The 23,458-nt window shown below is 68.2% G+C and carries 17 protein-coding genes and 3 pseudogenes; 9 read left to right on the forward strand and 11 right to left on the reverse strand.

Annotation, left to right across the window (positions count from 1 at the left end; translation table 11 throughout):
- Nucleotides 1–80: 80 nt before the first annotated feature.
- Nucleotides 81–434: a hypothetical protein gene (locus tag A5782_RS01550; RefSeq protein ID WP_197694070.1), complete on the reverse strand. Its 354-nt coding sequence runs from the start codon at nucleotides 432–434 to the stop codon at nucleotides 81–83.
- A 179-nt stretch (nucleotides 435–613) separates the two neighbouring features.
- Here A5782_RS01550 and A5782_RS01555 point away from each other — a divergent pair, with 179 nt between their 5' ends.
- On the forward strand, nucleotides 614–949 hold the full coding sequence (locus A5782_RS01555) for an RNA polymerase-binding protein RbpA (RefSeq protein WP_007770897.1): 336 nt from the start codon (nucleotides 614–616) through the stop codon (nucleotides 947–949).
- Nucleotides 950–980: 31 nt separating this feature from the next.
- On the opposite strand, the pseudogene lnt reads toward A5782_RS01555, so the two are convergent.
- The 3 genes and pseudogenes from lnt to A5782_RS01575 all read right to left on the reverse strand — a co-directional run bounded on the left by lnt (nucleotide 981) and on the right by A5782_RS01575 (nucleotide 6,084).
- Nucleotides 981–3,862 (reverse strand): annotated as a pseudogene (lnt, locus tag A5782_RS01565) (apolipoprotein N-acyltransferase).
- Nucleotides 3,855–5,444 carry an amidohydrolase gene (locus A5782_RS01570; RefSeq protein ID WP_067094118.1) on the reverse strand — a complete coding sequence of 530 codons (1,590 nt, stop codon included), beginning with the start codon at nucleotides 5,442–5,444 and terminating at the stop codon, nucleotides 3,855–3,857. Before A5782_RS01570 ends, lnt begins: the two are co-directional and overlap by 8 nt.
- A 106-nt stretch (nucleotides 5,445–5,550) precedes the next feature.
- Nucleotides 5,551–6,084 (reverse strand): FxsA family protein, encoded by a 534-nt coding sequence (locus A5782_RS01575; RefSeq protein ID WP_067094121.1) that lies wholly within the window; start codon nucleotides 6,082–6,084, stop codon nucleotides 5,551–5,553.
- A 73-nt stretch (nucleotides 6,085–6,157) separates the two neighbouring features.
- Between A5782_RS01575 and A5782_RS01580 the strand changes: the two genes are divergently transcribed.
- Nucleotides 6,158–6,865 carry a dienelactone hydrolase family protein gene (locus A5782_RS01580; protein ID WP_067094123.1) on the forward strand — a complete coding sequence of 236 codons (708 nt, stop codon included), beginning with the start codon at nucleotides 6,158–6,160 and terminating at the stop codon, nucleotides 6,863–6,865.
- 4 nt (nucleotides 6,866–6,869) lie between these two features.
- Here A5782_RS01580 and A5782_RS01585 read toward each other — a convergent pair whose 3' ends face one another.
- Together A5782_RS01585 and A5782_RS01590 are read right to left on the reverse strand one after the other, a co-directional pair.
- The gene (locus A5782_RS01585; protein ID WP_067094126.1) at nucleotides 6,870–7,733 is read right to left on the reverse strand and encodes a type 1 glutamine amidotransferase domain-containing protein; all 864 of its coding nucleotides are present in this window, start codon (nucleotides 7,731–7,733) and stop codon (nucleotides 6,870–6,872) included.
- Nucleotides 7,734–7,745: 12 nt separating this feature from the next.
- Nucleotides 7,746–8,135: a PPOX class F420-dependent oxidoreductase gene (locus A5782_RS01590; RefSeq protein ID WP_067094129.1), complete on the reverse strand. Its 390-nt coding sequence runs from the start codon at nucleotides 8,133–8,135 to the stop codon at nucleotides 7,746–7,748.
- 127 nt (nucleotides 8,136–8,262) lie between these two features.
- Between A5782_RS01590 and A5782_RS01595 the strand changes: the two genes are divergently transcribed.
- Genes A5782_RS01595 through A5782_RS01610 form a run of 4 tightly spaced genes read left to right on the forward strand, consistent with a single transcriptional unit; the run spans nucleotide 8,263 to nucleotide 12,092 of the window.
- The gene (locus A5782_RS01595; protein ID WP_197694072.1) at nucleotides 8,263–9,507 is read left to right on the forward strand and encodes a DUF1214 domain-containing protein; all 1,245 of its coding nucleotides are present in this window, start codon (nucleotides 8,263–8,265) and stop codon (nucleotides 9,505–9,507) included.
- Complete coding sequence (locus tag A5782_RS01600; protein ID WP_067094132.1) at nucleotides 9,504–10,649, forward strand: sulfotransferase; 1,146 nt, start codon at nucleotides 9,504–9,506, stop codon at nucleotides 10,647–10,649. Before A5782_RS01595 ends, A5782_RS01600 begins: the two co-directional genes overlap by 4 nt.
- Nucleotides 10,650–10,653: 4 nt before the next feature.
- On the forward strand, nucleotides 10,654–11,286 hold the full coding sequence (locus A5782_RS01605) for a TetR/AcrR family transcriptional regulator (RefSeq protein WP_067094136.1): 633 nt from the start codon (nucleotides 10,654–10,656) through the stop codon (nucleotides 11,284–11,286).
- 2 nt (nucleotides 11,287–11,288) lie between these two features.
- Nucleotides 11,289–12,092 (forward strand): SDR family NAD(P)-dependent oxidoreductase, encoded by an 804-nt coding sequence (locus A5782_RS01610; protein ID WP_067094140.1) that lies wholly within the window; start codon nucleotides 11,289–11,291, stop codon nucleotides 12,090–12,092.
- 5 nt (nucleotides 12,093–12,097) lie between these two features.
- On the opposite strand, the gene cobN is transcribed toward A5782_RS01610, so the two are convergent.
- The 4 genes and pseudogenes from cobN to A5782_RS01630 all read right to left on the reverse strand — a co-directional run.
- On the reverse strand, nucleotides 12,098–15,673 hold the full coding sequence (gene cobN, locus A5782_RS01615) for a cobaltochelatase subunit CobN (RefSeq protein WP_067094143.1): 3,576 nt from the start codon (nucleotides 15,671–15,673) through the stop codon (nucleotides 12,098–12,100).
- Between the two features lie 58 nt (nucleotides 15,674–15,731).
- The gene (locus A5782_RS01620) at nucleotides 15,732–16,406 is read right to left on the reverse strand and encodes an alpha/beta hydrolase (protein WP_082942736.1); all 675 of its coding nucleotides are present in this window, start codon (nucleotides 16,404–16,406) and stop codon (nucleotides 15,732–15,734) included.
- A gap of 79 nt (nucleotides 16,407–16,485) precedes the next feature.
- Nucleotides 16,486–17,456: pseudogene (locus A5782_RS01625) on the reverse strand (ABC transporter substrate-binding protein).
- Nucleotides 17,422–18,222: pseudogene (locus A5782_RS01630) on the reverse strand (ABC transporter permease); the annotation flags it as partial. The pseudogenes A5782_RS01630 and A5782_RS01625, both read right to left, overlap by 35 nt.
- A gap of 101 nt (nucleotides 18,223–18,323) precedes the next feature.
- On the opposite strand from A5782_RS01630, the gene cobG reads away from it, so the two are divergent.
- The 3 genes from cobG to A5782_RS01645 are packed head-to-tail and all read left to right on the forward strand — an operon-like array spanning nucleotide 18,324 to nucleotide 21,586.
- Nucleotides 18,324–19,427, forward strand: coding sequence for a precorrin-3B synthase (cobG, locus tag A5782_RS01635; protein ID WP_067094149.1), 1,104 nt, complete (start codon nucleotides 18,324–18,326; stop codon nucleotides 19,425–19,427).
- Nucleotides 19,428–19,472: 45 nt separating this feature from the next.
- Nucleotides 19,473–20,099 carry a precorrin-8X methylmutase gene (locus A5782_RS01640; RefSeq protein ID WP_067094152.1) on the forward strand — a complete coding sequence of 209 codons (627 nt, stop codon included), beginning with the start codon at nucleotides 19,473–19,475 and terminating at the stop codon, nucleotides 20,097–20,099.
- Nucleotides 20,096–21,586 (forward strand): precorrin-2 C(20)-methyltransferase, encoded by a 1,491-nt coding sequence (locus tag A5782_RS01645; RefSeq protein ID WP_067094154.1) that lies wholly within the window; start codon nucleotides 20,096–20,098, stop codon nucleotides 21,584–21,586. The genes A5782_RS01640 and A5782_RS01645 overlap by 4 nt, the downstream gene beginning before the upstream one ends.
- Nucleotides 21,587–21,650: 64 nt before the next feature.
- On the opposite strand, the gene A5782_RS01650 is transcribed toward A5782_RS01645, so the two are convergent.
- Nucleotides 21,651–23,294, reverse strand: coding sequence for a PPE family protein (locus A5782_RS01650; RefSeq protein WP_067094156.1), 1,644 nt, complete (start codon nucleotides 23,292–23,294; stop codon nucleotides 21,651–21,653).
- Between the last annotated feature and the right edge of the window lie 164 nt (nucleotides 23,295–23,458).

Below are 23,458 nucleotides of genomic sequence, written 5' to 3' on the forward strand. Positions count from 1 at the left end.
CCATAGCCGGTGGTCAGGCGCATGTCGTGAAACGTTGGGCGCAACGTCGGATCCGGTCCGGTCCGGTCCGGTTGGCGCGGTCACACACCCGCCCGGCGCCAGCCGTCGGCCGCCCTGGCGGCTTGGATCAGCGCGTCACATAGCTGGCGTAGCTCGGTGGCGGCAGCACCTTCGTCGACCGCCGTGGCAACGTCCTCGGCCGCGCACCGCACCTGGTAGACGCGATCCGACAGGTCGGCCGCTTCGTCGGCCGACAGCACCACCGCGTCGTCAGGCACGGCTGCCGCGCCGTTCCGGTTCAGCAAGGCCCGTTGTTCGTACGCCCGCTGTCGGCACGACTGCCGGCAGTACTGGCGGCGACGGCCCATTCCCGCATCGGTAACGTCTCGACCGCACCAGCGACAGGGCTGCGGGCGGGTACGGCGGCGGCTCACGCCTGCCGACTTTAGTCGGGTTTTCCCGGCGATCCCGGTATCATGGATGGTCGCGTCGCGTATGCCGGCTTTGGCCGGGAACTGCGCAGATCGCCGCAGCGTTTGCTAACTGAAGAGATCTCACCGGATCGCAGTAAGGGAGCCGGAGAGCTCCAAGAAGACCTAAAGGAGTAGCAGCCATGGCTGATCGTGTACTGAGAGGCAGTCGCCTCGGAGCCGTGAGCTACGAGACTGACCGCAACCACGACCTTGCGCCGCGTCAGCTCGCGAAGTATCGCACCGAGAACGGCGAGGAGTTCGAGGTTCCCTTCGCCGACGACGCCGAAATCCCCGGCACCTGGCTGTGCCGCAACGGCCTGGAGGGAACCCTGATCGAGGGCGACCTGCCCGAGCCGAAGAAGGTGAAGCCACCGCGGACGCACTGGGACATGCTTCTGGAACGCCGCTCTGTCGAGGAACTCGAAGAACTGCTCAAGGAGCGCCTCGAGATCATCAAGACCCGCCGTCGGGGCTGACCCGCGGGTTTAGCCGGGGCCGGACCGCTTACTAGGTGCGGTTGTCGGCTCTGGTGGCCCGGACACCCGACCGCCGGCCCTGGACACCCCAGCGGGTGACTTTGACCAGGGCTTCGCGGATGTTGGATCCGCTCATCTTGGACACGCCGAGTTCGCGCTCGGTGAAGGTGATGGGCACCTCGGCGATGGTGAACCCGTTGCAGATGGTGCGCCAGGTCAGATCGATCTGGAAGCAGTAACCCTTGGAGTCCACGCCGTCGAGGTCGATCGCTTCGAGCACTTCGCGACGGTAGGCGCGGTAGCCGGCGGTGATGTCGTGTACGCCGATGCCGAGCGCCAGCCGGGCGTAGGTGTTGGCCGTCCAGGACAAGGCCCAGCGCCGCCACGGCCAGTTACGCACCGTGCCGCCATCGACGTAGCGCGACCCGATGGCCAGATCGGCGCCGGCGTCGACGGCATCCAACAGGCGGTGCAGCTGTTCGGGCGCGTGGCTGCCGTCGGCGTCCATTTCGACCACCACCGCGTAGTCACGGCTCAACCCCCAGGCGAAGCCCGCCAGATACGCCGCGCCCAGGCCGTCCTTGGCGGTGCGGTGCATCACATGCGTGCGACCCGCATCGGCCACCGCCAGCTCCTCGGCGAGCTCACCGGTGCCGTCGGGGCTGCTGTCGTCCACCACGAGCAGGTGCACGTGCGGGCACGCCGCTTTGAGCCGCCGGTGGATGACCGGAAGGTTCTCCAGCTCGTTGTAGGTAGGGATGATCACCAAGACGCGCTGGCTGGGACGATTGCCCGGGACTTGGGGCGCCGGCTGGCCGGTGGTCATGTAGCTCCTCATGTGTCGCCCGAACGGAAAGAGTGTCGGCCGTCCTTGTCGGTGTCGTCAGTCGACGTGGTGTGTCGGTGTGCGGTCCCGCCCTCGTCGGGCGCAGTGTCTGAGTCGTGCCCGTCGGGCGGGGGGTTGCCCGGGATCGCACCGGCCCCCTTCGATTGACGTGTGGACTTGAGACGAATCGAACGCGGGAACCATCCATTGTGCCGTATCCCGGCCAGAATGACCGCCCCGGCCGCGAGCACCATGACCCATTGCAGCAGCGGCGCCCACCGGGTCGCCGGAGTCAGCCTGGTCTTGAGGCGTACCTGCATGTCCAGATATGCGGGCTGGAAGAAGTCGGTGCGTGCCAACTCGCCGCCGTCGGGGGCGATGACGGCGCTGATTCCCGTGGTGCCGGCCACCACCACGTAACGGTCGTGCTCGACGGCCCTGACCTTGGCAAACGCCAGCTGCTGCTCACTCATCGTCTTGTTGAAGGTGGCGTTGTTGGCCGGCACGGCCAGCAGCTGCGCACCGCCGAGCACCGCTTGTCGCGGCACCCGGTCGAAGATCACTTCCCAGCAGGTGGCGACGCCGACCGGCACCCCTGCGATGTGCACCACATCGGAGCCCTGACGGGGCACGAAGCTTCCGGCGCGGCCCGCGAAGCCGGACAGGTGCTTGAACAACCACGGCATCGGCAGGTACTCGCCGAACGGCTGCACGATTTCCTTGTCGTGGCGGTCGGCCGGGCCGGTGGCCGGATTCCACACGATCATGGTGTTGGTGTAGTTCGGATCCCCCGGCGGGCGTCCCGGCACTTCGAGCACGCTGCCGATGAGGATCGGAGCGCCGATGGCCGCCGCGGCCTGCGATATCGCCAGCGCGGCGTCGTTGTTGACCAGCGGATCGATGTCCGACGAGTCTTCGGGCCAGATCACGAATTGCGGTTGGGGGGCGGCCCCGGCCCGCACGTCTTCGGCCAGCCGCAGGGTCTCGCGGACGTGGTTGTCCAGCACCGCGCGCCGCTGTTCGTTGAACTCGAAGCCCAGCCGCGGGACGTTGCCTTGGACCGCCGCGACGGTGACCGGCGGCTCGCCACCCGACCCGGTACCGGCGTGACGCACCTGCGGCCAGACGATGACCGATGCGAACAGCACCAGACAAATGCAGATGCCGGGCAGGACCACCGCGGGCGGCGCCGGGTCGGGGTGCGCCGGATCCTCGACGCCGACGGCCTGGGGCGTCGGGTGACCGGAATGCCACCACTTCACGATCTCCAGCGCGATGGCCGTCGCACTGAAGCCCACCAGCACGATCGCCATGGACAGCAGCGCAACACCGCCGAGCTGGACCAGCGGCAGGAACGGACCATGCGTCTGACCGAATGCCACCGAGCCCCAGGGGAAGCCGCCGAACGGGACGATCGACTTGAGCCACTCCTGAGCCGCCCATACCAGCGCGAACCAGATGGGCCAACCGGGCAGCCGGCGGACGGTGACGGCGCACAGGCCGAAGAGGGCGGGAAACAGCGCCGACACGGTCGCGAGCGCGATCCACGGGATGGGGCCGACCAGGAGCCCGACCCACGGCAGCAGCGGCAGGTAGAACGCCAGCCCGAACAGGAACGCGTAACCCAGGCCGCCCGCCGGCGTGGTCGCGGGGTGCGTGAGCACCCACGCCAGCAACGCGGCGCCCACCACGGCGCCCCACCACCAGTTCAGCGACGGGAAGCTGGCGCAGAACAGTAAGCCGCCCATCACCGCGCAACTCAGCCGGGTCAGGCGGGGCAGCAGAGCGGCCTGGGCGCCGGGCAGCCGCGCGATCACCGCGGCCACCAGCCCGGTCAGCGCACCACGCGCCGTCGCCCCCACCCGGTCGCCCAACCGCGCCCCGGCAGGCGGGCGTTCGTCGGTAGATCCCGACTCCGCGGAGTCCCCGGGCTCGGGGTGGACATCGGCCGGCGGGTCGTCGCGGTCCGATTCGGCCTCATCGCTGATGGGATCGGTGTCAGGCCGCTCGGAGAAATCCTCGCCCATCGCGTCGCCCTTACCGCTGTGGTCCTCGGGCTTGGCACCGCCCGACCAGTCCTCAGCCATGGACGACAGCGCCCCGATGCACCGTTCGCCGGCACCGCGGCAGCGCATTGTCGCGACCTAATCGCGGCAACGCGGGCACGCGGGAACGCGGGTCCGTCGACCAGCGCTGGACGGTGTCGCGCGGGACGTGCACCTCCAGGTCCCCGGCATCCCAGATGACGTACGAGGCCGGCGCTCCTGGCACCAAGGTGCCGGTCTTGCCGTCGCGGACACCGGCCGCCCGCCAGCCGCCGCGGGTGGCGGCGGCAAACGCAGCCCGCGCCGAGACCCCGCTGCCGGGGGTGCGGTGATTGACCGCCGCGCGCACGCTGACCCACGGGTCGAAGCCCGTGACCGGGGCGTCGGAACCTAACGCGAGGGGCACGCCTTGGGATGCTAACAGCGCAAAGGGGTTGAGCCGACTGCCTCGCTGGGCACCGAGCCGCTGCGCGTACATGCCGTCGGGGCCACCCCAGAGTGCGTCGAAATTGGGCTGCACGCTGGCGATGACGCCCCACTGGCCGAGTTTGACGGCCTGATCTGCGCTGACCATCTCGACGTGCTCGAGGCGGTGCCCGCAGCGCGCGACGGCGACCGGCCCGAGGTCGGCGACGACGCGCTCGAGGGCATCCACCACGGTCGCGACCGCGGCGTCCCCGATGACATGGAATCCCGCTGTCACTTCGGCCTGCGTGCATGCCCGCACGTGCGCCTCGACGGCGTCGGAATCCAGATAGCAGGTTCCGGTGTGCTCCGGCGCGTCGGTGTACGGCGCCTGTAGCCAGGCGGTGCGTGACCCCAGTGACCCATCAACGAACAGATCACCGGCCAGCCCGTGGGCGCCGGTCGTCGCCATCAGCTCGCGCGCGTGCGCGGGGCTGCTCACCGGCTCACCCCAATACCCGATCACCTCGACGCCATGATCGAGGGCCCGCAACTGCAGCCAGTCGTCGATTCCGCCGATCTCGGGTCCGGCGCATTCGTGCACAGCGACGATGCCCGCCGCCGCGGCGGCCCCCAACGCTGCAGCGCGGGCTTCGGCGAGCTGTTCGACCGTCAGCAGGTCCCGGGCGACGGCTCGCACCAGGTGGTGCGCGTCGCCGATCAGCGGCCGCTCGGCGCTGAAGCCGGCCGCCCCCGGCAGCTCCGCGACCAGCCGTCGTAGGCCCGTCGACGCGAGCGCGGAGTGCACGTCCACACGAGCCAGGTAGGCGGGCCGATCACCGAGGACGGCGTCCAGGTCGGTGGTGCTGGGCGGGGTGTGCTCCGGCCACGACGTTTCATCCCAGCCGTGCCCCCACACCGGCTGGCCGGGATGGGCGGCGGCATAGTCGGCGACCATCCGCAGGCACTGTGCGTGCGAGGCCGCCGCGCGCAGGTCGAGCCCGCTGAGCGTCAATCCGGTGGCGGTGAGATGGATGTGACTGTCCACGAAGCCGGGCGTCACGAAACCGCCTTGGAGGTCTTCGACGTCGGAATCGGGAAACAGGCGGCGGCCGACCTCGTCGCCGCCCAGCCATGCCACGACGCCGTCGCGGACGGCCATCGCGGTCGCGTCGGGTTGGGCCGGGCTGTGCACCCGGCCGTTGACCAGCAGGGTCACCGGAGCGGGACTAACGAGCACTATCGGTCACAGGCCAAAACTACGTGCAACTGTTGCGATGGCGATAACGGTCAGCGGAAGAACGGCGACGGTCCGTCGCGCCGCGTCAGCGCGCGTCGAATCCTTGCGGCCGCACCGGCGCCTCGACGTCGCGGACATCGATGACCTCGCCGTCGATGTAGTCGCCGTGGCCGCGTCGTCCCTCATCCGCCCGGCTGGGATACGGCGCGGGATACGGCTCCGCGCGGAAAGCGCTCGCGTAACTGAACCCGGGCATTTGCCGCTGTAACTTGCGTACCGCCCTGGCGGTCAACCCGGGCCCGACGGCCGACCGTACCGGCGGAACGAGCAGCAACAGGCCCAGGACCGTGCTGACCAGGCCCGGAACGAGAACGAGAAGTGCGGCCAGGCTGACCAGCACACCATCACCGGCCGCAGCGCGTTGTTCGGCCAGGCCCGAGCGCAGTTGCCCGATCCGGCGGATGAGGTGCGAACCCGCCATCGGGGCCACGATGCCCCAGCCGAGCAGGAAGGTCGCCACCAGCGCCAGCAGGGTCCAACCCCATCCGATCGTCGATACCAATGCGAAGATCACCGCGAGTTCGACGACGGCGTAGATCAGCAGTAGCCGGGACACCATGCCAGACCAACGTCCGCGGACCGCGTCCAAGTTCCCGTGGTGCTCGCCGTCGTGATTGCAGTTAGATGACGCTATGACGACGATTCAGATCGATACCCCCGGCGGAGCGATCGATGCGTTACTGAGCACGCCTTCGGGACAAGGCCCATGGCCGGGTGTGGTGGTGATCCACGATGCGATCGGGTACGGCCGGGACAAGCAGTCGATCAATGACCGTATCGCCGCGGCGGGATATCTGGCGCTCACCCCGAACCTGTATGCCCGCGGCGGCCGCATCCGCTGCATCACGCGCGTCATGAAGGAGCTGCAGACGCAGCGCGGCCGCGCCCTCGATGACATCCTGGCCGCGCGCGATCACCTGAAAGCCATGCCGGAATCTTCCGGCCAGGTCGGCATCGCGGGTTTCTGCATGGGCGGCCAGTTCGCTCTTGTCATGTCGCCCAAGGGTTTCGGCGCCTCCGCGCCGTTCTATGGCACTCCGCTGCCCCGCGACCTCGACAAGACGCTCGACGGCGCCTGCCCGGTTGTGGCCAGCTTCGGCGGCCGCGACCCGCTGGGGCGAGGTGCGCCCGAGAAGCTGAACAAGACCATCGCCGCCAAGAACATCACCGCCGACTTGAAGACGTATCCCGGCGTTGGACACAGCTTCGCCAACGAGCTGCCCGCCCAACCGCTGCTTCGCATTGCGGGTTTCGGTTACGACCGGGACGCCACCGAGGACGCGTGGCGGCGGGTATTCGCGTTCTTCGGCGAGCATCTGGGAACGGGCGCCGCGACGTAGTCGGTCAGCGGGCCGCGTTCAGCTTCTGCGACAACACCGTTGCGAACGTGTGGGTATCGCCGGGCCAGCGCGCCGACACGTAGCCACCGTCATCGACGACGAATGCGGGTCGCGAGTCGGTCGGCGTATCGCGCACCATTCCCGACGTTTTGAGCCGCCAGTGCGGCGACCCGCGGTCGACGTCACGGAAATCGGCGGGATCTTCAAGTGCGCGAGTGACTTCCGACTGCACCGACATGTACCCGCCGGCTTGGTCCGGTTCCTCGGTGTACGTCCGGTAGTAATCCGGATCCCAGAACCGGGTGAATCGGGTGAGGCGCCAGGCCAAACGCTCCATTGCCCACGTCAACGCGGTGGTCTTGCGCCCGTACAGGACGGAACGGCCGGTGTTGGGGTCGATGCTGCGCGCGGCGAGCAGTACCCCGTGACAGATGGCGGCCACCACCAGCCCGCGGGTGAAGGCCTCGACGACCAGCCGGTGCAGGATGTCGCTGTCGATGTAGCTGCGCATCCCGCGGGCACGATGCCCACCTGGTAACAGCACCGCGTCGACATCGTCGAGCGTGGCTTGTGCCCAGCCGAGCGGATGCTGAAACTCCTTGGAGTGCAACATGTCCCGATAGGCGTTGCGCCCGTCTTTGTTGGCGCGCAGCATCAGGCCGATCAGCGGGACGGCGCCCAGCACTGGCAGCGCGGACCAGATGTCCAATCCGCGCCCCGTCACCATGATGTCGTCGGCCACCCCGGGGGTGGCGGTTTCGGTCGCGAAGACCACCCGGTGGCCGCCTCGTGTCAGCACCCGCCAGCTGACCGCGACCTCGGTCGGGTCGAAGTCGCGGTCTGGGATCGGGATGAGAACCGTCGCCATGACGCCTTGGGTTCAGGCCACTTTCAGCTCGAGGCCGACGTTGTTGTCCATGCCGCCGCGCAGCTTGCTGAAGAAGTTGAACACCTTGCCCACGATGCCGTAGCGCCGGCCGATCGCGTCGTAGACGGCGGAAGTTTCGGACTTGTCCAGGATGGCCGCGGTTCCCTCGACGGCTTCGCTGGTCGGGCGGCCGTTCATGGTGCAGGTGGCCAACGTGACCCGCGGGGTGTTGCGGATTCGCTTGACCTTCCACGACTTTTCTCCGGTGATGACCAGAAGCCGGTCGCCGCGCTGCTTGTCCAGGGCCGCCCAGATCGGCGTCGGCTTGGGCCTGCCGTCCTTGGTGAACGTGGTGAGCAGGATGTACTGCGTCTTGGCGAGGTCGGCGAAGGTTGGTGTCACCTGAACAACGTACCGCTGCGCGGCCTCAACGTTGACATCCTCGGCGTGCGGCTGACATAGTCATGACACCTTAAGCGAAAAGGTTATTTTCACTTAAGGTGTAGAGCGCCGATCGAAGTAGGGAATCGTGAGCGATCCGAAGAAGCCGCTGTCATGGTTGCCGTTCACGATCGCCGAGGCGGCTTTGGGGCCGGAATCTCCGGGTGAAACCCGCAATCCCGATGTGTTCCAAGCGTGGTCACACCTGTTGAGCCGGCTCGACGACGCCGCGCAGAGCGTCGAATCCGAGTCGGCCAGCCACAATCGAATCGACGCCGCTGCCGGGATCCGGCACCTGCTGGTACTGCTCACCGCGGGTATCGATGAGGTGCTGCGATTCGACCCGGACCCGGTCTTGCGCGTCCAACGCACCAGCACCGACGACATCGCGACCTGGGGTATGGAGTGCCCGGATTGCCTCTACACCCGCGCCGCGCTGCGCGGCGGGGAGAGCTATCGACTGTTCGGCAATCGCGGCACCGCCCGCTACGTCGGACTGCAGACGATGAACGGCATCACCGCGATCGCGAACGAGTTGGTCGACGAGCTCGAGACGGATCCGGACGGCAACTTCGAGGTGGTGCTGTCAGCCTCTGAACAGCCGGGGCGAGCGGGCAATTGGATGCGCATCGAAGGTGAACATCCCACTTTGACGGTGCGGCATTTCTTCTATGACTGGAATACCGAGGTGGCATCGTCGCTGCGCATCGAGCGACTCGGCGACGCCGTACCGGTCACCCGCCGTCCCGTCGATCCGGACTTGGCGGTGACACGGCAGCTGATCGCCCTCGGCGCCTTTGTCGCGGACAACCTGGCGTTCTTTTCGCAGTTCGGCGCCGCCGCACCCCCCAACGGTTTCCTGCCCCCGATCGACCGCACCGACATCGGAGCCGCCGCGGAGAACAGGCCGGTGATCGGCCGGTGGCAGCTGTGCCCGGGCGAGGCACTCATCGTCGAAGTGCAACCGCCGGAAGGCATCTACTGGAGCTTCTCGATTGGCAACCCGTGGTGGGAGACGATTCACTATGGACGCCACCAGTCCAGCCTGAATGCCCATCAGGCCGTGGTGGACTCCGATGGGCTGGTGCGAGTCGTGCTGTGCGATCGTGATCCCGGAATCGCCAATTGGCTTGACACCGCCGGGCACAGCAACGGTCCGATCATCCTGCGCTGCGTGCGTACCGAAACTGCGCCCACGCCCACGACACGAGTCGTGCCGTTCGATGATCTCCGCGCCGAATTGCCTTCGGACACTGTCCAAGTCAGCCGTGAAGAGCGTGGATCCGTCCTCGCGGCGCGTCGCCGCGCGGTGCATGAGAGGTTCGGACGGTGACATTCGATGCCGACGAGTTAGAGGACGGTGCCCGAACCGCGACCGGTCTCGACGATTTCGGTGCGTCGTATTACCGCGAAGGACTCGAACGCATCGTCGAAGCGCTGAACACCGAGGCGGACCTCAACGACACAGGGCAAGTCATCCAGCACGCCACCATCAGCAACGCCCTGATCCAGCGCCTCAAGGTCGAGGACGCCTACCGCCAGCACCCCGAGATCGACGACCAGGCGGTCGGCGGCCCGGTCTTCGTCATCGGCCTACCCCGCACCGGGACCACTGCGCTGAGCCAGCTGGTGGCCGCCGATCCGCAGTTCCGCTCGCTGCGGATGTGGGAATCGCAAGCACCGACCCCACCGCCGGAGGCCGCCACCGAACACAGCGACCCGCGGATCGCGCAGGCCGAGGCCGGCCTGAAGATGCTCGACGACATGTTTCCGTTGATGAAAACCTTGTACAACTCCGAGCCCACGGCCCCGACCGAATGCCAGGACCTGATGGGAATGAGCTTCCGTACCTTCCACTTCGACGGCGCCGTTCGTGCACCCGGCTATCTCGCGTGGTTGATGGGCTGCGACATGCGCGGAACCTACCTTTTTCATCGGCGGGCGCTCCGGCTGTTGCAATGGCACTGCCCACCGGTGCTGTGGCATCTCAAGACGCCCGTGCACATGTTCGCCCTCGACGCGCTCGTTGAGGCCTACCCCGACGCCAAATTCCTGTGGAGCCATCGCGATCCGGCCAAAGTGATGGGTTCGGTCTGCAGCCTGATTCGGTATGTCCGCAGCTGGAGCAGCGACCGCGACGATCCCAGGGAGCTCGGCGCCGAACAAGTCAACAGCTGGGTTGAAGGTGTCGGTCGGGCAATGGATTTCCGCAGCCGGATGGGCAACCACCGATTCGCCGACGTCTCGTTCGCGGACCTGCAAAACGATCCGGTGGGCACGCTGCAAACCGGCTACGACACCTTGGGCTTGACGTTCACCGATGCCACCCATGCCTCCGTCAAGCGTTGGGCCGCAGATCACCGACCGGGCTCCCGCGGCGCACATGACTACGACCTGGCCGACTACGGCCTGACACCCGAAGGCGTCCGCGAGCGGTTCGCGGACTATCTGTCCGCCTACGACGCGACTGCGTGAATCCGTGAACACCCCCCGCACTCGACGACGCGACAAGCTCGGTCCGGACGCAGCAGTGCGCCGCGAGATCCTGGCCGCCGCGTCAACGGTATTGCGCGAACAGGGAATCGGGAAGCTCAGCATCGGCGCGGTCCTGGAACGAGCCGCCCTGGGTACCAGAGCGTTCTACCGCCATTTCGAATCCAAGGACGACTTGGTGATCGCGCTCTTCCTCGACATGGCGCGCACTGAGGGACGCCGACTGCGACGGCGAATGGCGGCCGCCGTCAAGGAGATCGACGCGGTTGCAGCGTGGATCGATGGACGACTCGACTTGGCATTCGACGACAACATCAAATCCGATTTGCGTCGCCTGTCGTTGGAAGCTCAGTCACAGTCCCCCGCACTGGTCCAGCCCGCGTACGCCGAAATGCTCAAACCGCTCAGCGACGCGCTCCAGCGGGGTCTGCAGAGCGGCGTGTTCCACCACGTCGACCCGACCATCGACGCCCAGTTCATTCACGGGGTGGTGTGGGCGGGCATCAACCAGCACTGGGCGACGGGCGATGGCGATCGCGAGGATCTCCGCGAACGCATGGTTGCGTTTTGCCTGCGTGGGCTGGGCGTGCGGGTCGGAGAATCGATCAAAGGAGACTAGCGATGGACCTGGGTTTTGCCGGATCGACGGCCGTGGTCACCGGGGGCAGCAAGGGTATGGGACTGGCAATCGCCGAAACCCTGGCGACCGAAGGGGCCAGCGTGGCGGTGATGGCCAGGAGCCGGGAATCGCTCGATGCCGCCGTCACGTCGCTGCGCCGCGCGGGCGCTCCGGATGCCGTGGGAATCAGCGTCGATATGACCGATGCCGCGTCGATCGTCGATGGTTTCGACGCGGTCTCGCAACGTTGGGGACAACTCAACAGCCTCGTCCATACGATCGGACCGGGCGACGGTTATTTCGAGCAGATGGACGACGCCCAGTGGGACGAGGCGTTCACCCTCGGCACGATGTCGGCTGTTCGATCAATTCGCGCCTGTTTGCCGCTGCTGCGCGCCGCGGACTGGGCGCGAATCGTGACGTTGTCCGCGCATTCGATTCAGCGCCAGAACCCGCGGATCATCGCCTACACGGCATCGAAATCGGCCTTGGCCAGCGTCACCAAGAACCTGTCGAAAAGCCTTGCCGCGGACGGCATCCTGGTCGACTGCGTGTGCCCGGGAACCATTGTGACCGCGAGCTTCACCGAGGCACTCAAAGACATCCTCGCCGCCGATGGACTCGACGCCACCAATCCGGTCGATGTCATGACCTGGATCGACAACAACTTTCACCAGCCCTGCGACCTCGGCCGTGCCGGCCTTCCCGAAGAGGTCGCTTCCCTCACCGCATACCTGGCATCGCGGCGCAACGGCTACGTCACCGGCGCAACCGTCAACGTGGACGGCGGGTCCGACTTCATCTGAAGGCGTCAGCCTTCCAGATCGCCCTCGGTTTCCAGCAGCGCCTGGCGCAGCCCGTCAAGGGTTCCCGGTTGCGGCGCCGCCCACATACCGCGCCCGGCCGCCTCCAGCAGCCGCTCGGCCATGCCGTGCAGTGCCCAGGGATTCGACTCCGACATGAACTTCCGGTTCTCCGGGTCCAGCACGTAGCGCTCGGTGAGTTGCTCGTACATCCAGTCGGCCATCACCCCCGCGGTCGCGTCGTAGCCGAACAGGTAGTCCACCGTCGCCGCCATCTCGAACGCACCCTTGTATCCATGTCGGCGCATCGCCGCCATCCAGCGCGGATTGACGACGCGCGCCCGGAACACCCGGGCGGTCTCCTCAGACAGGGTGCGGGTGCGGATCGCGTCCGGGCGGGTGTTGTCACCGATGTAGGCGGCCGGCGCCTGGCCGGTCAGCGCGCGGACGGTGGCCACCATGCCGCCGTGGTACTGGAAGTAGTCGTCGGAGTCGGCGATGTCGTGCTCGCGGGTGTCGGTGTTCTTGGCGGCCACCGCGATACGCCGGTACTGCCGGTTCATGTCGTCGACAGCCTCGCGGCCGTCCAGGTCGCGGCCGTAGGCGAAGCCGCCCCACGCGGTGTACACCGCGGCCAGGTCGGCGTCGTCACGCCAGTTGCGACTGTCGATCAGCTGCAGCAACCCGGCGCCATAGGTGCCCGGCTTGGATCCGAAAATCCTTGTGGTGGAGCGGCGTTGATCGCCGTGCTGAGCCAGGTCGGCTTGGGCGTGCGCACGCACGTAATTATCTTCGGCCGGCTCGTCGAGATCGGCGACCAGCCGCACCGCGTCGTCGAGCATCGTCACGACGTGGGGGAAGGCGTCCCGGAAAAAGCCGGAGATGCGCACCGTCACATCGATGCGCGGGCGGCCCAGCTCGGCCAGCGGAATCGCCGCCATGTCCACGACACGCCGTGACGCGTCGTCCCACACCGGCCGAACGCCGAGCAGGGCAAGGACTTCGGCGATGTCGTCACCGGCGGTGCGCATGGCCGAGGTGCCCCAGACCGACAGCCCCACCGACTGCGGCCACCGCCCGTGGTCGTCGCGGTAGCGGGTGAGCAGCGAATCCGCCAGCGCCACACCGGCTTCCCAGGCCAGCCGGGACGGCACCGCTTTGGGGTCGACGGAATAGAAGTTGCGGCCCGTCGGCAACACGTTGACCAGGCCGCGAAGCGGCGAGCCCGACGGGCCGGACGGGATGAAACGACCGTCCAGGGCGCGCAGCACCTGATCGATTTCGGCGGCTGTGCCGGCCAGCCGGGGCACCACTTCGGTGGCCGCGAACCGCAGCACCGCCGCGACGTCGGCGTTGTCGGTAACCCGTTCGGCCGCTTCGGGATCCCAGCCGGACGCCTGCAACGCGGCGACGAGTTCGCGGGCCGCGGCCTCGGTCTGATCGACCGTCGTCCGGTCGTCGGTGCCGTCCTCGGCCAGCCCCAGCGCCTGACGCAAGCCGGGGAGGGCGTGCTCGCCGCCGAACAGTTGGCGAGCCCGAAGGATGGCCAGCACCAGATCGAGTTCGGCTTCCCCCGTTGGCGTTTGCCCCAGGATGTGCAGGCCGTCACGGATCTGGACATCCTTGATCTCGCACAGCCAGCCGTCGACGTGCAGCAGCATGTCGTCGAACGAATCTTCTTCGGGCCGCTCGGTCAGACCCAGATCGTGGTCCATCTTCGCCGCGCGAATCAGCGTCCAGATCTGCTGGCGGATGGCGGGTAGCTTGCCCGGATCCAACGCGGCGACGTTGGCGTGCTCGTCGAGCAGCTGCTCCAAACGCGCGATATCGCCATAGGATTCGGCGCGCGCCATCGGCGGGATCAGATGGTCGACCAGAACGGCATGCGCCCGCCTTTTGGCCTGGGTGCCCTCGCCGGGGTCGTTGACCAGGAAGGGGTAGATCATCGGCAGGTTGCCCAGCGCGGCGTCGGGCCCGCAGGCCGCCGACATGCCCAGCGTCTTGCCGGGCAGCCATTCCAGGTTGCCGTGCTTGCCCAGATGCACCACCGCGTGCGACCCGAAGCCGACGTCCAGCCAGTGGTAGGCGGCCAGGTAGTGGTGGCTGGGCGGCAGGTCCGGGTCGTGGTAGATGGCGACCGGGTTCTCCCCGAAGCCGCGCGGCGGCTGCACCATCAGCACCAGGTTGTCCGATTGCATTGCGGCGATGACGATTTCACCATCGGGATCGTTGCTGCGGTCCACAAACAGATTCCCGGGCGCCGGGCCCCAATGCTCGGTGACGGCGTCGGTGAATTCGGTGGGCAGGCCCGCGAACCATTCGCGGTAGTCCTTGGCGGACACCCGGATCGGGTTGCCTTCCAGCTGCCCCTGGGTGAGCCAGTCGGGGTCTTGGCCGCCCCGCTCGATCAGCGCGTGGATCAAGGCGTCCCCGTCGTTGGCCTCGACACCTGGCAGCTCGCCCACCCGGTAGCCGTGCTCGCGCATCGCCTGCAGCAGCGCGACGGCGCTCGCCGGCGTGTCCAGCCCGACCGCGTTGCCGATGCGGGCGTGCTTGGTGGGATAGGCCGAGAACACCAGGGCCACCCGCTTGTCCGCCGGCGCGACATGACGCAGCTGCGCGTGGCGCACCGCCAGTCCCGCGACCCGGGCGCAGCGTTCGGCGTCGGCGACATAGGAGATCAGCCCGTCCGCGTCGATCTCCTTGAAGGAGAACGGCACCGTGATGATGCGGCCGTCGAACTCGGGCACCGCGACCTGGCTGGCCACGTCGAGCGGGCTCAGGCCGTCATCGTTCTCGCACCACTGGGCGCGCGGGCTGGTCAGGCACAGCCCCTGCAGGATCGGGATATCCAGGGCGGCAAGGTGTTCGACGTTCCAGCTGTCGTCATCACCCCCGGCCGACGCCGTGGCCGGCTTCAATCCCCCGGCCGCCAGGACGGTGACCACCATGGCGTCGGCGTCGCCCAACCGTTGCAGCAGTTCGGGTTCGGCGGTACGCAACGACGCACAGTAGACCGGCAACGGGCGCGCGCCGGCGTCCTCGATGGCCTGACACAGCGCCTCGACATAGCCGGTGTTGCCGGCCAGGTGCTGCGCGCGGTAGTACAGCACGGCGATCGTGGGGCAGTCGATCTCTGTGGCGTTCGGCCGCGCCAACTCACCCCAGTTCGGCGTCACCACCGGTGGGGTGAACCCGAACCCGGTCATCAGCACGGTGTCCGACAGAAAGGCGTGCAGCTGGCGCAGGTTGTCCACGCCTCCGTGGGCCAGATAGATGTGCGCCTGCACCGCAATGCCGGCCGCCGGTGTGGACAGACCGGTCAGCTCGGCATCGGCCGCCTGCTCGCCGCTGACCAATACCGTGGGCACACCGCTGGCGAGGACCGTGTCGATACCGCTCTGCCAAGCCCGGTAGCCGCCGAGGATCCGCACCACCACGATGGCGACGTCGGCCAGCAGGTCGGGCAGTTCGTCTTCCGACAGCCGCGACGGGTTGGCCCACCGATAGTTTTTCTCGCTGGAACGGGCGCTGATCAGGTCCGTATCGGATGTCGACAGCAGCAGGATGGTCGGCTCAGCCACGCATCATTCGTACCCCAACGGGGCGCCGTCGTGCCTAGTGGGCCGCGACCCAGACCGCTCAACCGCCCAGCATCGCCGCTATCCGGCCGGCAACCTGTTGGGCCATGACCCGGGCCGGTCCGTCCTTCGCCGGTTCGTAACGGTCCGCGAGGGCGTCATAGTCGGCGCCGGCGATCGACCCGTGATCGGCCGCCAGTTCGACCACCTCCACCGGCCAACCGACCCCTTTCAGGCGGGCGGCGAAGTCTCTGCTGGCGTCCACCGGCACGACGTCATCGTCGAGACCGTGCAGCAACGTGAATGGCGAACAGATATCGGAAGCGGTGAGTCCATCGGTCAGCGGGGCACCGGAGATCGGATCGGGGACCATGAAAGCTCCGGCGAGGCAGACCGTGTGTGCGGGGGCGAAGTCGAATTGCGCCGCGTGCAGCGTGACGCCCGCCGCGGCGGCGCCGCCTATCGACCACCCGACGAGCAGGATGCGCTCGGCGTCGGCGGCGAGGTTGCGGGCGAACTCCAGGGACTGCAACAGGTCCGCACGCCCGCCGTCCTCGGCGTGGGAGTTCCAGTCGGGGGCGATCACCACCGCAGATCGACCGGCCAGCATGCCGGCCAGGGGGCCGACGGCGCGCCGGGCATCGGTTTGCGCGCCATGCCACAGCAAAATCGTGGATGGCGCAGGCTCGCCGAAGACATCGGCCAGCCGGCCCGGGGCATATTCCATCGTCCTCACGGACACCAGGATGCCCGTACTGACGTGTGTTCAATCCTCCGGGGTTCAGGTAACCCCCTTTCGGCCATAACTTCTCAGATCAGCTGGCGAGGCATTGTCGCAGTGCATCATTGAATCGCCGGTCGACCCAGTTGGCGAACCTGGGCGACGATGCGAGTTGGCCCGGGACGCGAACAGGTCGGCCAGTTTCTGTTCCGATGCGACCACGTCGTCACCGAGTTCGGTCGGTAATCGCAGGCTGCGGTTCGCCGCAACCGCCGCCACGTGAGACTCCAACCCCACTGCGGCAGAATAGTTTTGGGCCCACTCCTGCGGATGGGCCCGGGCCCACTGCACACCCTTTTCAAAACGTACCAGCAGGTCGGACAGCGCCGTGTTGCGTTTCGGATCGTCCAGCGCCTGGTCGGATGCGACGCCGACCCAGTCGCCGTTGGTGACGCCCTGCGCCTCGGCGATGCTGCGCACCGGGATCTGCCGCTCGACCTGGGCCGTGTACGGATCCCAGATGGCCCACGCGTCGGCCTGGTGTTGGCTGAACGCCGACAGCGCATCTGCGGGCTGCAGAAACACGAACTTCACCTCGGCGGGTTTGAGCCCGGCCTTGTCCAGCTGGGCCAGCAGGTTGGCGTGCGACGAGCTGCCCTTGGCGACGGCGATCGCCTTCCCGCGCAAGCCGGAGACCGAAGTGATCGGCGAATCAGCATGCACCAGAATGCGATTGCCCGCCCCGCCGCCACGGTACGCGGAAACCGCCTTGATCCGTGCGTTGCTGGCGGCCCCGAAGATCGGCGGCGTATTGCCGGTGATCGCGAAGTCGATCTTGCCCGCGGTGGCCGCCTCGACCTGCGGTGGCCCGGAGGTGAACGTCGAAAACGCGACACGGTAGGGCAGGTTGTCCAGCTGCCTCGCGGCGCGCAGCAGCGCTTCGGTGCCACCCTTCTGATCCCCCACCTGCAGTGTGAGACCCGACAACTCCGATAACGGCACCGCGACCGGCGGCGGCTTTGGCCCCAAACAGTGTGCGACGCTCGATGAGCCGGACGATCGCATCGGTGAGGATGCCCAGCAGCGCATAGATGGTGAGTCCGAAGATGATGATGTCGATTCGCAGGAAATCGCGGGCGTTGTTGACCAGGAAGCCAATCCCCTTGTCGGCGTTGATCTGCTCGGCGACGATCAGTGTCAGCCACGCGATGGCCAGCGACTGGCGGAAGCCGACGAGCACCTGCGGCGCCGTGCTGGGCACGATGATCCGGGTGAACCGCGCGGAGAACGAAAAGCCCAGCGCCTGCGCGGTTTCCAGCATCTTGGGGTCGACCTGCCGAATCGCCGAAAAGGTGTTGAGGTAGAGCGGGAAGACCACACCCAGAGCGACGCGCAACACTTTGGGCAGCTCGCCGATCCCGAACCAGAGGATGAACAGTGGGATCAGTCCCAGGTGCGGCAATGCCCGGATCATCTGCATAGGTGGGTCCACGGTCGATTCGACCCAGCGGGACAGGCCGACCGCCGCGCCCGCCGCGATCCCGATGATCCCGCCCAGCAGCAGTCCCTCGACGACGCGGACGGTGGAGATGTGCAGCGCGTCGGCGAGCTGACCGTTGCGGCTCACCTCCACGCCGGCCTCGACGATCAAGGTAGGGGCCGGAAGCACATCGGCGGGAATCACGCCGAGCGCGCTGCCCAGTTGCCACAGCGCCAACAACGCCAGCGGCGACGCGACGCGCACGACTTCCCATTTGCGGCGCGCCCATAACCCGCTCGGCCCGCCCGCCGGCTTGCTCGACGCAGCATCGAGCGCGGTGGCAATGCTCACTGTGCCGACGCTAAGGCGCGGTTGGGGGCTCGGGTAAGGGTTTACGTCTGGCTGACGGCAATCCCGGCCATCGTCGTGCGCGGGCCCCGTACCGTGGACGCGTGGCCAGGACGCGCGACACCGACGCATGCCCGGGTGCATTGCAGGTGCACCAGGCGGCCGATGGCGCCCTGGCCCGGATCCGGCTACCCGGCGGCATGATCACGGCCGCCCAACTGGCCGCGGTGGCCGCCGTCAGTAGCCAGGCGGGATCAGGCACGCTCGAGCTGACCGCTCGGGGCAATGTGCAGTTGCGCGGCCTGACCGATGTGACCGCGGTTGCCGAGGCGCTCGGCGCCGCGGGCCTGTTGCCGTCGACCACGCATGAGCGGGTCCGCAACATCGTGGCGTCACCGCTGTCGGGGCGAGTCGGCGGCCAGCTCGACGTGCGGCCCTGGGTCGGCGAGTTGGACGCCGCGATCTGTGGCGAGTCGAGGCTCGCCGAGCTGGGTGGTCGATTCTGGTTCAGCCTGGACGACGGGCGCGCCGACGTGTCGGGGCTGTGCGCAGACGTCGGGGTGCACGCGTTTCCCGACGGCTGCGCGCTGTTGCTCGCCGGACGCGACACCGGTGTCCGGCTGGTGGCCGGCGAAGTGGTCGAGATGCTGGTCACTCTCGCAACGCGGTTCGTCGATATCCGCGGAACAGCTTGGCGCGTCAAGGAATTGGACGATGTTCGGCAATTGCTGCCCGATGCCGAACCGGGTGCCATCTCCTTTCCGGCCGTCACCAAGCCGCCCGTGGGCTGGATCAACCAGGATGACGGCCGCGTGACGCTGGGCGCCGCGGCGCCGCTGGGCGTGCTGTCGGCACGCGTTGCGGAGTACCTGGCTGCGATCGAGGCGCCGCTGGTGATCACGCCGTGGCGGTCGGTGCTGGTGTGTGATCTCCGCGAAGAGGTGGCCGACGTCGCGCTCCGCGTGCTGGCGCCCTTAGGTCTGGTGTTCGACGAGCACTCGCCCTGGCTGACGGTCAGCGCCTGCACCGGCAGCCCCGGCTGCGCACGCTCGGCCGCCGATGTGCGGGCCGACGCGGCGCAATCGCTGGATGCGCGGGACGTGGATGCGAGACGGCACCGTCACTTCGTCGGGTGCGACCGGGCGTGCGGCAGTCCGCTCGCCGGTGAGGTGCTGGTGGCCACGCCGGACGGATACCGGCGGCTGTAGCCGGGGGCGGCGGGTCGCCACGTGGGCGAGCCTTAAAGTGGGCGGGTGCTCGACTACATCCGCGACGCGGCGGAGATCTATCGCCAGTCGTTCGCGACGATCCGCGCCGAAGCCGATCTGGCGCGATTCCCGGCCGACGTGGCACAGGTGGTGGTCCGGCTGATCCACACCTGCGGGCAGGTCGACGTCGCCGAGCACGTCGCGTTCACCGACGATGTCGTCGAACGGGTCGGCGCTGCCCTGCGAAGCGGCGCTCCCGTGCTGTGCGATTCGTCGATGGTGGCCGCCGGGATCACCGCCGCACGACTGCCGGCCGACAACCAGGTGGTGTCACTGGTGGCCGATCCGCGGGCGGCCGAGCTGGCCGCTCGGCGACAGACCACTCGCTCGGCGGCCGGGGTGGAGCTGTGGGCGGACCGGCTACCCGGCGCGGTGCTGGCGATCGGCAACGCCCCGACCGCCCTGTTCCGGCTGCTCGAGTTGGTCGACGACGGGCTTGCCCCGCCGGCCGGGGTGCTGGGCGGCCCGGTGGGCTTCGTCGGGTCGGCGCAGTCCAAACAGGAGCTCATCGACAACCCACGCGGGACGTCGTACCTGGTGGTGCGGGGCCGTCGCGGCGGCAGTGCGATGGCCGCCGCCGCCGTGAACGCGATCGCGAGCGACCACGAGTGACCAACCGGGGCACCCAGCGAGGGACCTTGTGGGGCGTCGGGTTGGGGCCCGGTGACCCGGAATTGGTGACCGTCAAAGCCGCCCGGGTGATCGGCGAGGCCGACGTGGTGGCCTATCACAGCGCCCGGCACGGCCGCAGCATCGCCCGCGGTATCGCCGAACAGTATCTGCGGCCGGGTCAGGTCGAAGAGCACCTGGTCTACCCCGTCACCACCGAGACGACCGACCATCCCGGCGGCTATGCCGGTGCGATCGAGGACTTCTACGTCGAAGCCACCGAGCGCATCGCGGCGCACCTCGACGCCGGTCGCAATGTGGCCCTGCTGGCCGAGGGTGATCCGCTGTTCTACAGCTCCTACATGCATCTGCACACCCGGCTGACGGAGCGGTTCGACGCCGTCATCGTGCCCGGCGTGACGTCGGTGAGCGCCGCCTCGGCGGCCATCGCGACACCGTTGGTGGCCGGCGACGAGGTGCTGTCGGTGCTGCCGGGCACCTTGCCGGTCGAAGAGCTGACCCGTCGGCTCGTCGACGCCGACGCCGCAGTGGTGCTCAAGCTTGGGCGTTCGTATCATGCTGTGCGGGAAGCGCTTTCGGCATCGGGACAGCTTGACGACGCGTTTTATGTGGAGCGGGCCAGCACCGCCACGCAACGCATACTGCCCGCCGCCGACGTCGACGAGGCCGGCGTTCCGTACTTCTCGCTGGCCATCCTGCCGGGCGGGCAGCGCGGACGACGCACCCCCGCCGCCGGCAGCGTCGCGGTGGTGGGCCTGGGCCCCGGCGACGTGGACTGGATGACGCCGCAGACCCGGCGCGAGCTGACCGCGGCGACCGACCTGATCGGCTACGGCGGCTACCTGGACCGCGTCCCGGTGCGCGAGGGCCAGCAACGTCACCCCAGCGACAACCGCGACGAGCCCGAACGGGCCCGACTGGCCTGCGCGCTGGCCGAGCAGGGCCGCGCCGTCGCGGTGGTGTCGTCCGGTGACCCGGGGGTGTTCGCGATGGCAACCGCGGTGCTGGAAGAGGCCAAGGAATGGCCGGCTGTGCAGGTACGGGTGATTCCGGCGATGACCGCCGCCCAGGCGGTCGCCAGCCGGGTCGGCGCCCCGTTGGGGCACGACTATGCGGTGATCTCGCTGTCCGACCGCCTCAAGCCGTGGGAGGTGATCTCCGCGCGATTGCAGGCCGCCGCGACCGCCGATCTGGTGCTGGCCATCTACAACCCGGCTTCCAAGACGCGAACCTGGCAGGTGGGCGCAATGCGCGACATACTGCTGGCCCACCGTGAACCCGGCACGCCGGTGGTGGTCGGCCGCAACGTGTCCGGCCCCGATGAAGACGTCCGCGTGGTCCGGCTGGCCGATCTGGATCCCGGCGAGATCGACATGCGCTGCCTGCTGATCATCGGGTCGTCCCAAACCCAGTGGTACTCACACGATTCCGCTGACCGGGTCTTCACGCCCCGGCGCTACCAGAGCTGAAAGCGTTTAGCCTGATTGCCCTACTCCTCCTCACCCCGCTACGCGGGCTGCATTGTCGTAGGGCTCAGTCGCGGTCCCAGGTGCTCGGCATCATCGGCACGACGGGACCGTCGCTCAACCCGTCACGGGTCAGCGTCGCCAACCCGGCGGCCCGGGCCGCATCGGATTGCGCTGCGGCACCGGCGAATCCGAGTGGTCCCGCACTGTCCTCGGAAGGTCGGGCGGCGTACGGATCGTCGCTGTCGCTGCCCAAATCCTGGTCCAAGTCCATGAATTCGTAGCGGTAGGCGCGCTCTGTGACGGTTCCGCCGCGGCGCCGGCGAGCCCGGGCCTTCTTCTTGGCCTCGGCGGCCGCGGCTGCGGCGGCGGGTGCATCGAGGTCGTCGGACGACGGCTCCTCGGACTTACGGCGTGACCGGCCGCTCGCGCTGCCGCGCGCCGACAATCCCGACAACCCCACCGCATAAAGCGCGTTGGACAGGTTCGCTCCGATTCCGTCGGTCGCCGTCGGACCGAAGCCGACGCCGGGCCCCCCACCGACCGGTCCGCCGCCCGCCGATCCGGCGATGGTCGTCGCGGGGGCGGTGGATGGCGTCGGCACGTGGCTCACACTCGCGGGCGCGCCGGCAATCGTCGGCGCCGGAGCGGTCACCGGTGCCGGGGCCGCCGCGACGGCCGGCACCGGCGCGGTCATCGAGAGGGGCGCCGCGATGCTGATCGCGGTGACCGCGGCCGCCGCCCCGCCCGCCGCGGCCGCGCCGACGGCGGCCACGACAACCGGTGCGAGCACCACCGCCATTTGGATCGCCAGCTGAATGAACGGCCAGAAGATCATCAGCGTGTGGAAGATGGCCCAGCCCAGGGCACTGGAGAGGGCCGGCGAGAACCCCAATTGGCTGAAGAACGAAGCCAGGCCATTGACGAACGGCACCGGCGGGAACGGCCAACCGTTGGGATTCAATTCTTCGGACACCGGCCAGGCGAAGTTCTGGGTGTATTGCTTCAGCCAGGCGGTGAGCTGGTCCATCCAAGACGGATAGGTCTGCGTCGCCGCCTGCTGTTGGGCGCTCGAGGTATCAGCATTGTTGAGGTTGGAGCCCGAATTTGCGGCCGGCGCCACGGCGGCCGCTTGTACCGCCGCGACGCTGGCGGTGCCCGCCTGCGCACCCGGCACGACGATCGGCGGCGCGGGCGTCGTCGCCGGGACCGCTGCCAGCGCGGATTCGCTGACAGCCTGGTAGGTGGTCATCGTCGTGGCGGCCTGCACCCACATGCGCGCGTAGTCGGCCTCATTGACGGCGATGGGAATGGTGTTGATCCCGAAGAAGTTCGTGGCGAGCAGCGTCCCATGCACCGCATGATTGGCCGCGAGTTCGCCCAGCGTCGGCATGGCCGCCAGGGCCGCGGTGTAGGCGGTGGCCGCCGTCTCGTGCAGGCTCGCCGCCGCCGTGCTCTTGGCCGCGCTGTCCAGCAGCCAGGCTTGGTAGGGGGCGTGTGCGGCCACGTACTGGTCCGCGCTGGGTCCATTCCAGGCACCCGCTTGCGCGGCGCCCAACAGTCCGCTGAGCTCGGATGCCGCGGTCGCATAGTCGGTGCTCAGCGACGACCATGCCGTTGCGGCGGCCAACAACGGCGCGGGGCCGGGGCCGCTGCTGAGCAACGTCGAGTGCACTTCGGGCGGAAACGCGATCCAGATCGGGGCGGTCATCGTCGGGGGCCTTCGGGCAAGAACACGAATACCTCTTCGGTGAATCTCGTGGATGGGCTGGCGATGCTTACGACCAGAGGTCGGTTGTCGGCGCCGTTTAGTTCCCGGCAGTTTCGTTCTGGCGATAAATGTCGCGAGTCTTTGCGCACAGCCGGGGCATGCGC

Source organism: Mycobacterium sp. 852002-40037_SCH5390672 (genome assembly GCF_001665875.1).
In the GTDB taxonomy this organism is placed as follows: domain Bacteria; phylum Actinomycetota; class Actinomycetes; order Mycobacteriales; family Mycobacteriaceae; genus Mycobacterium.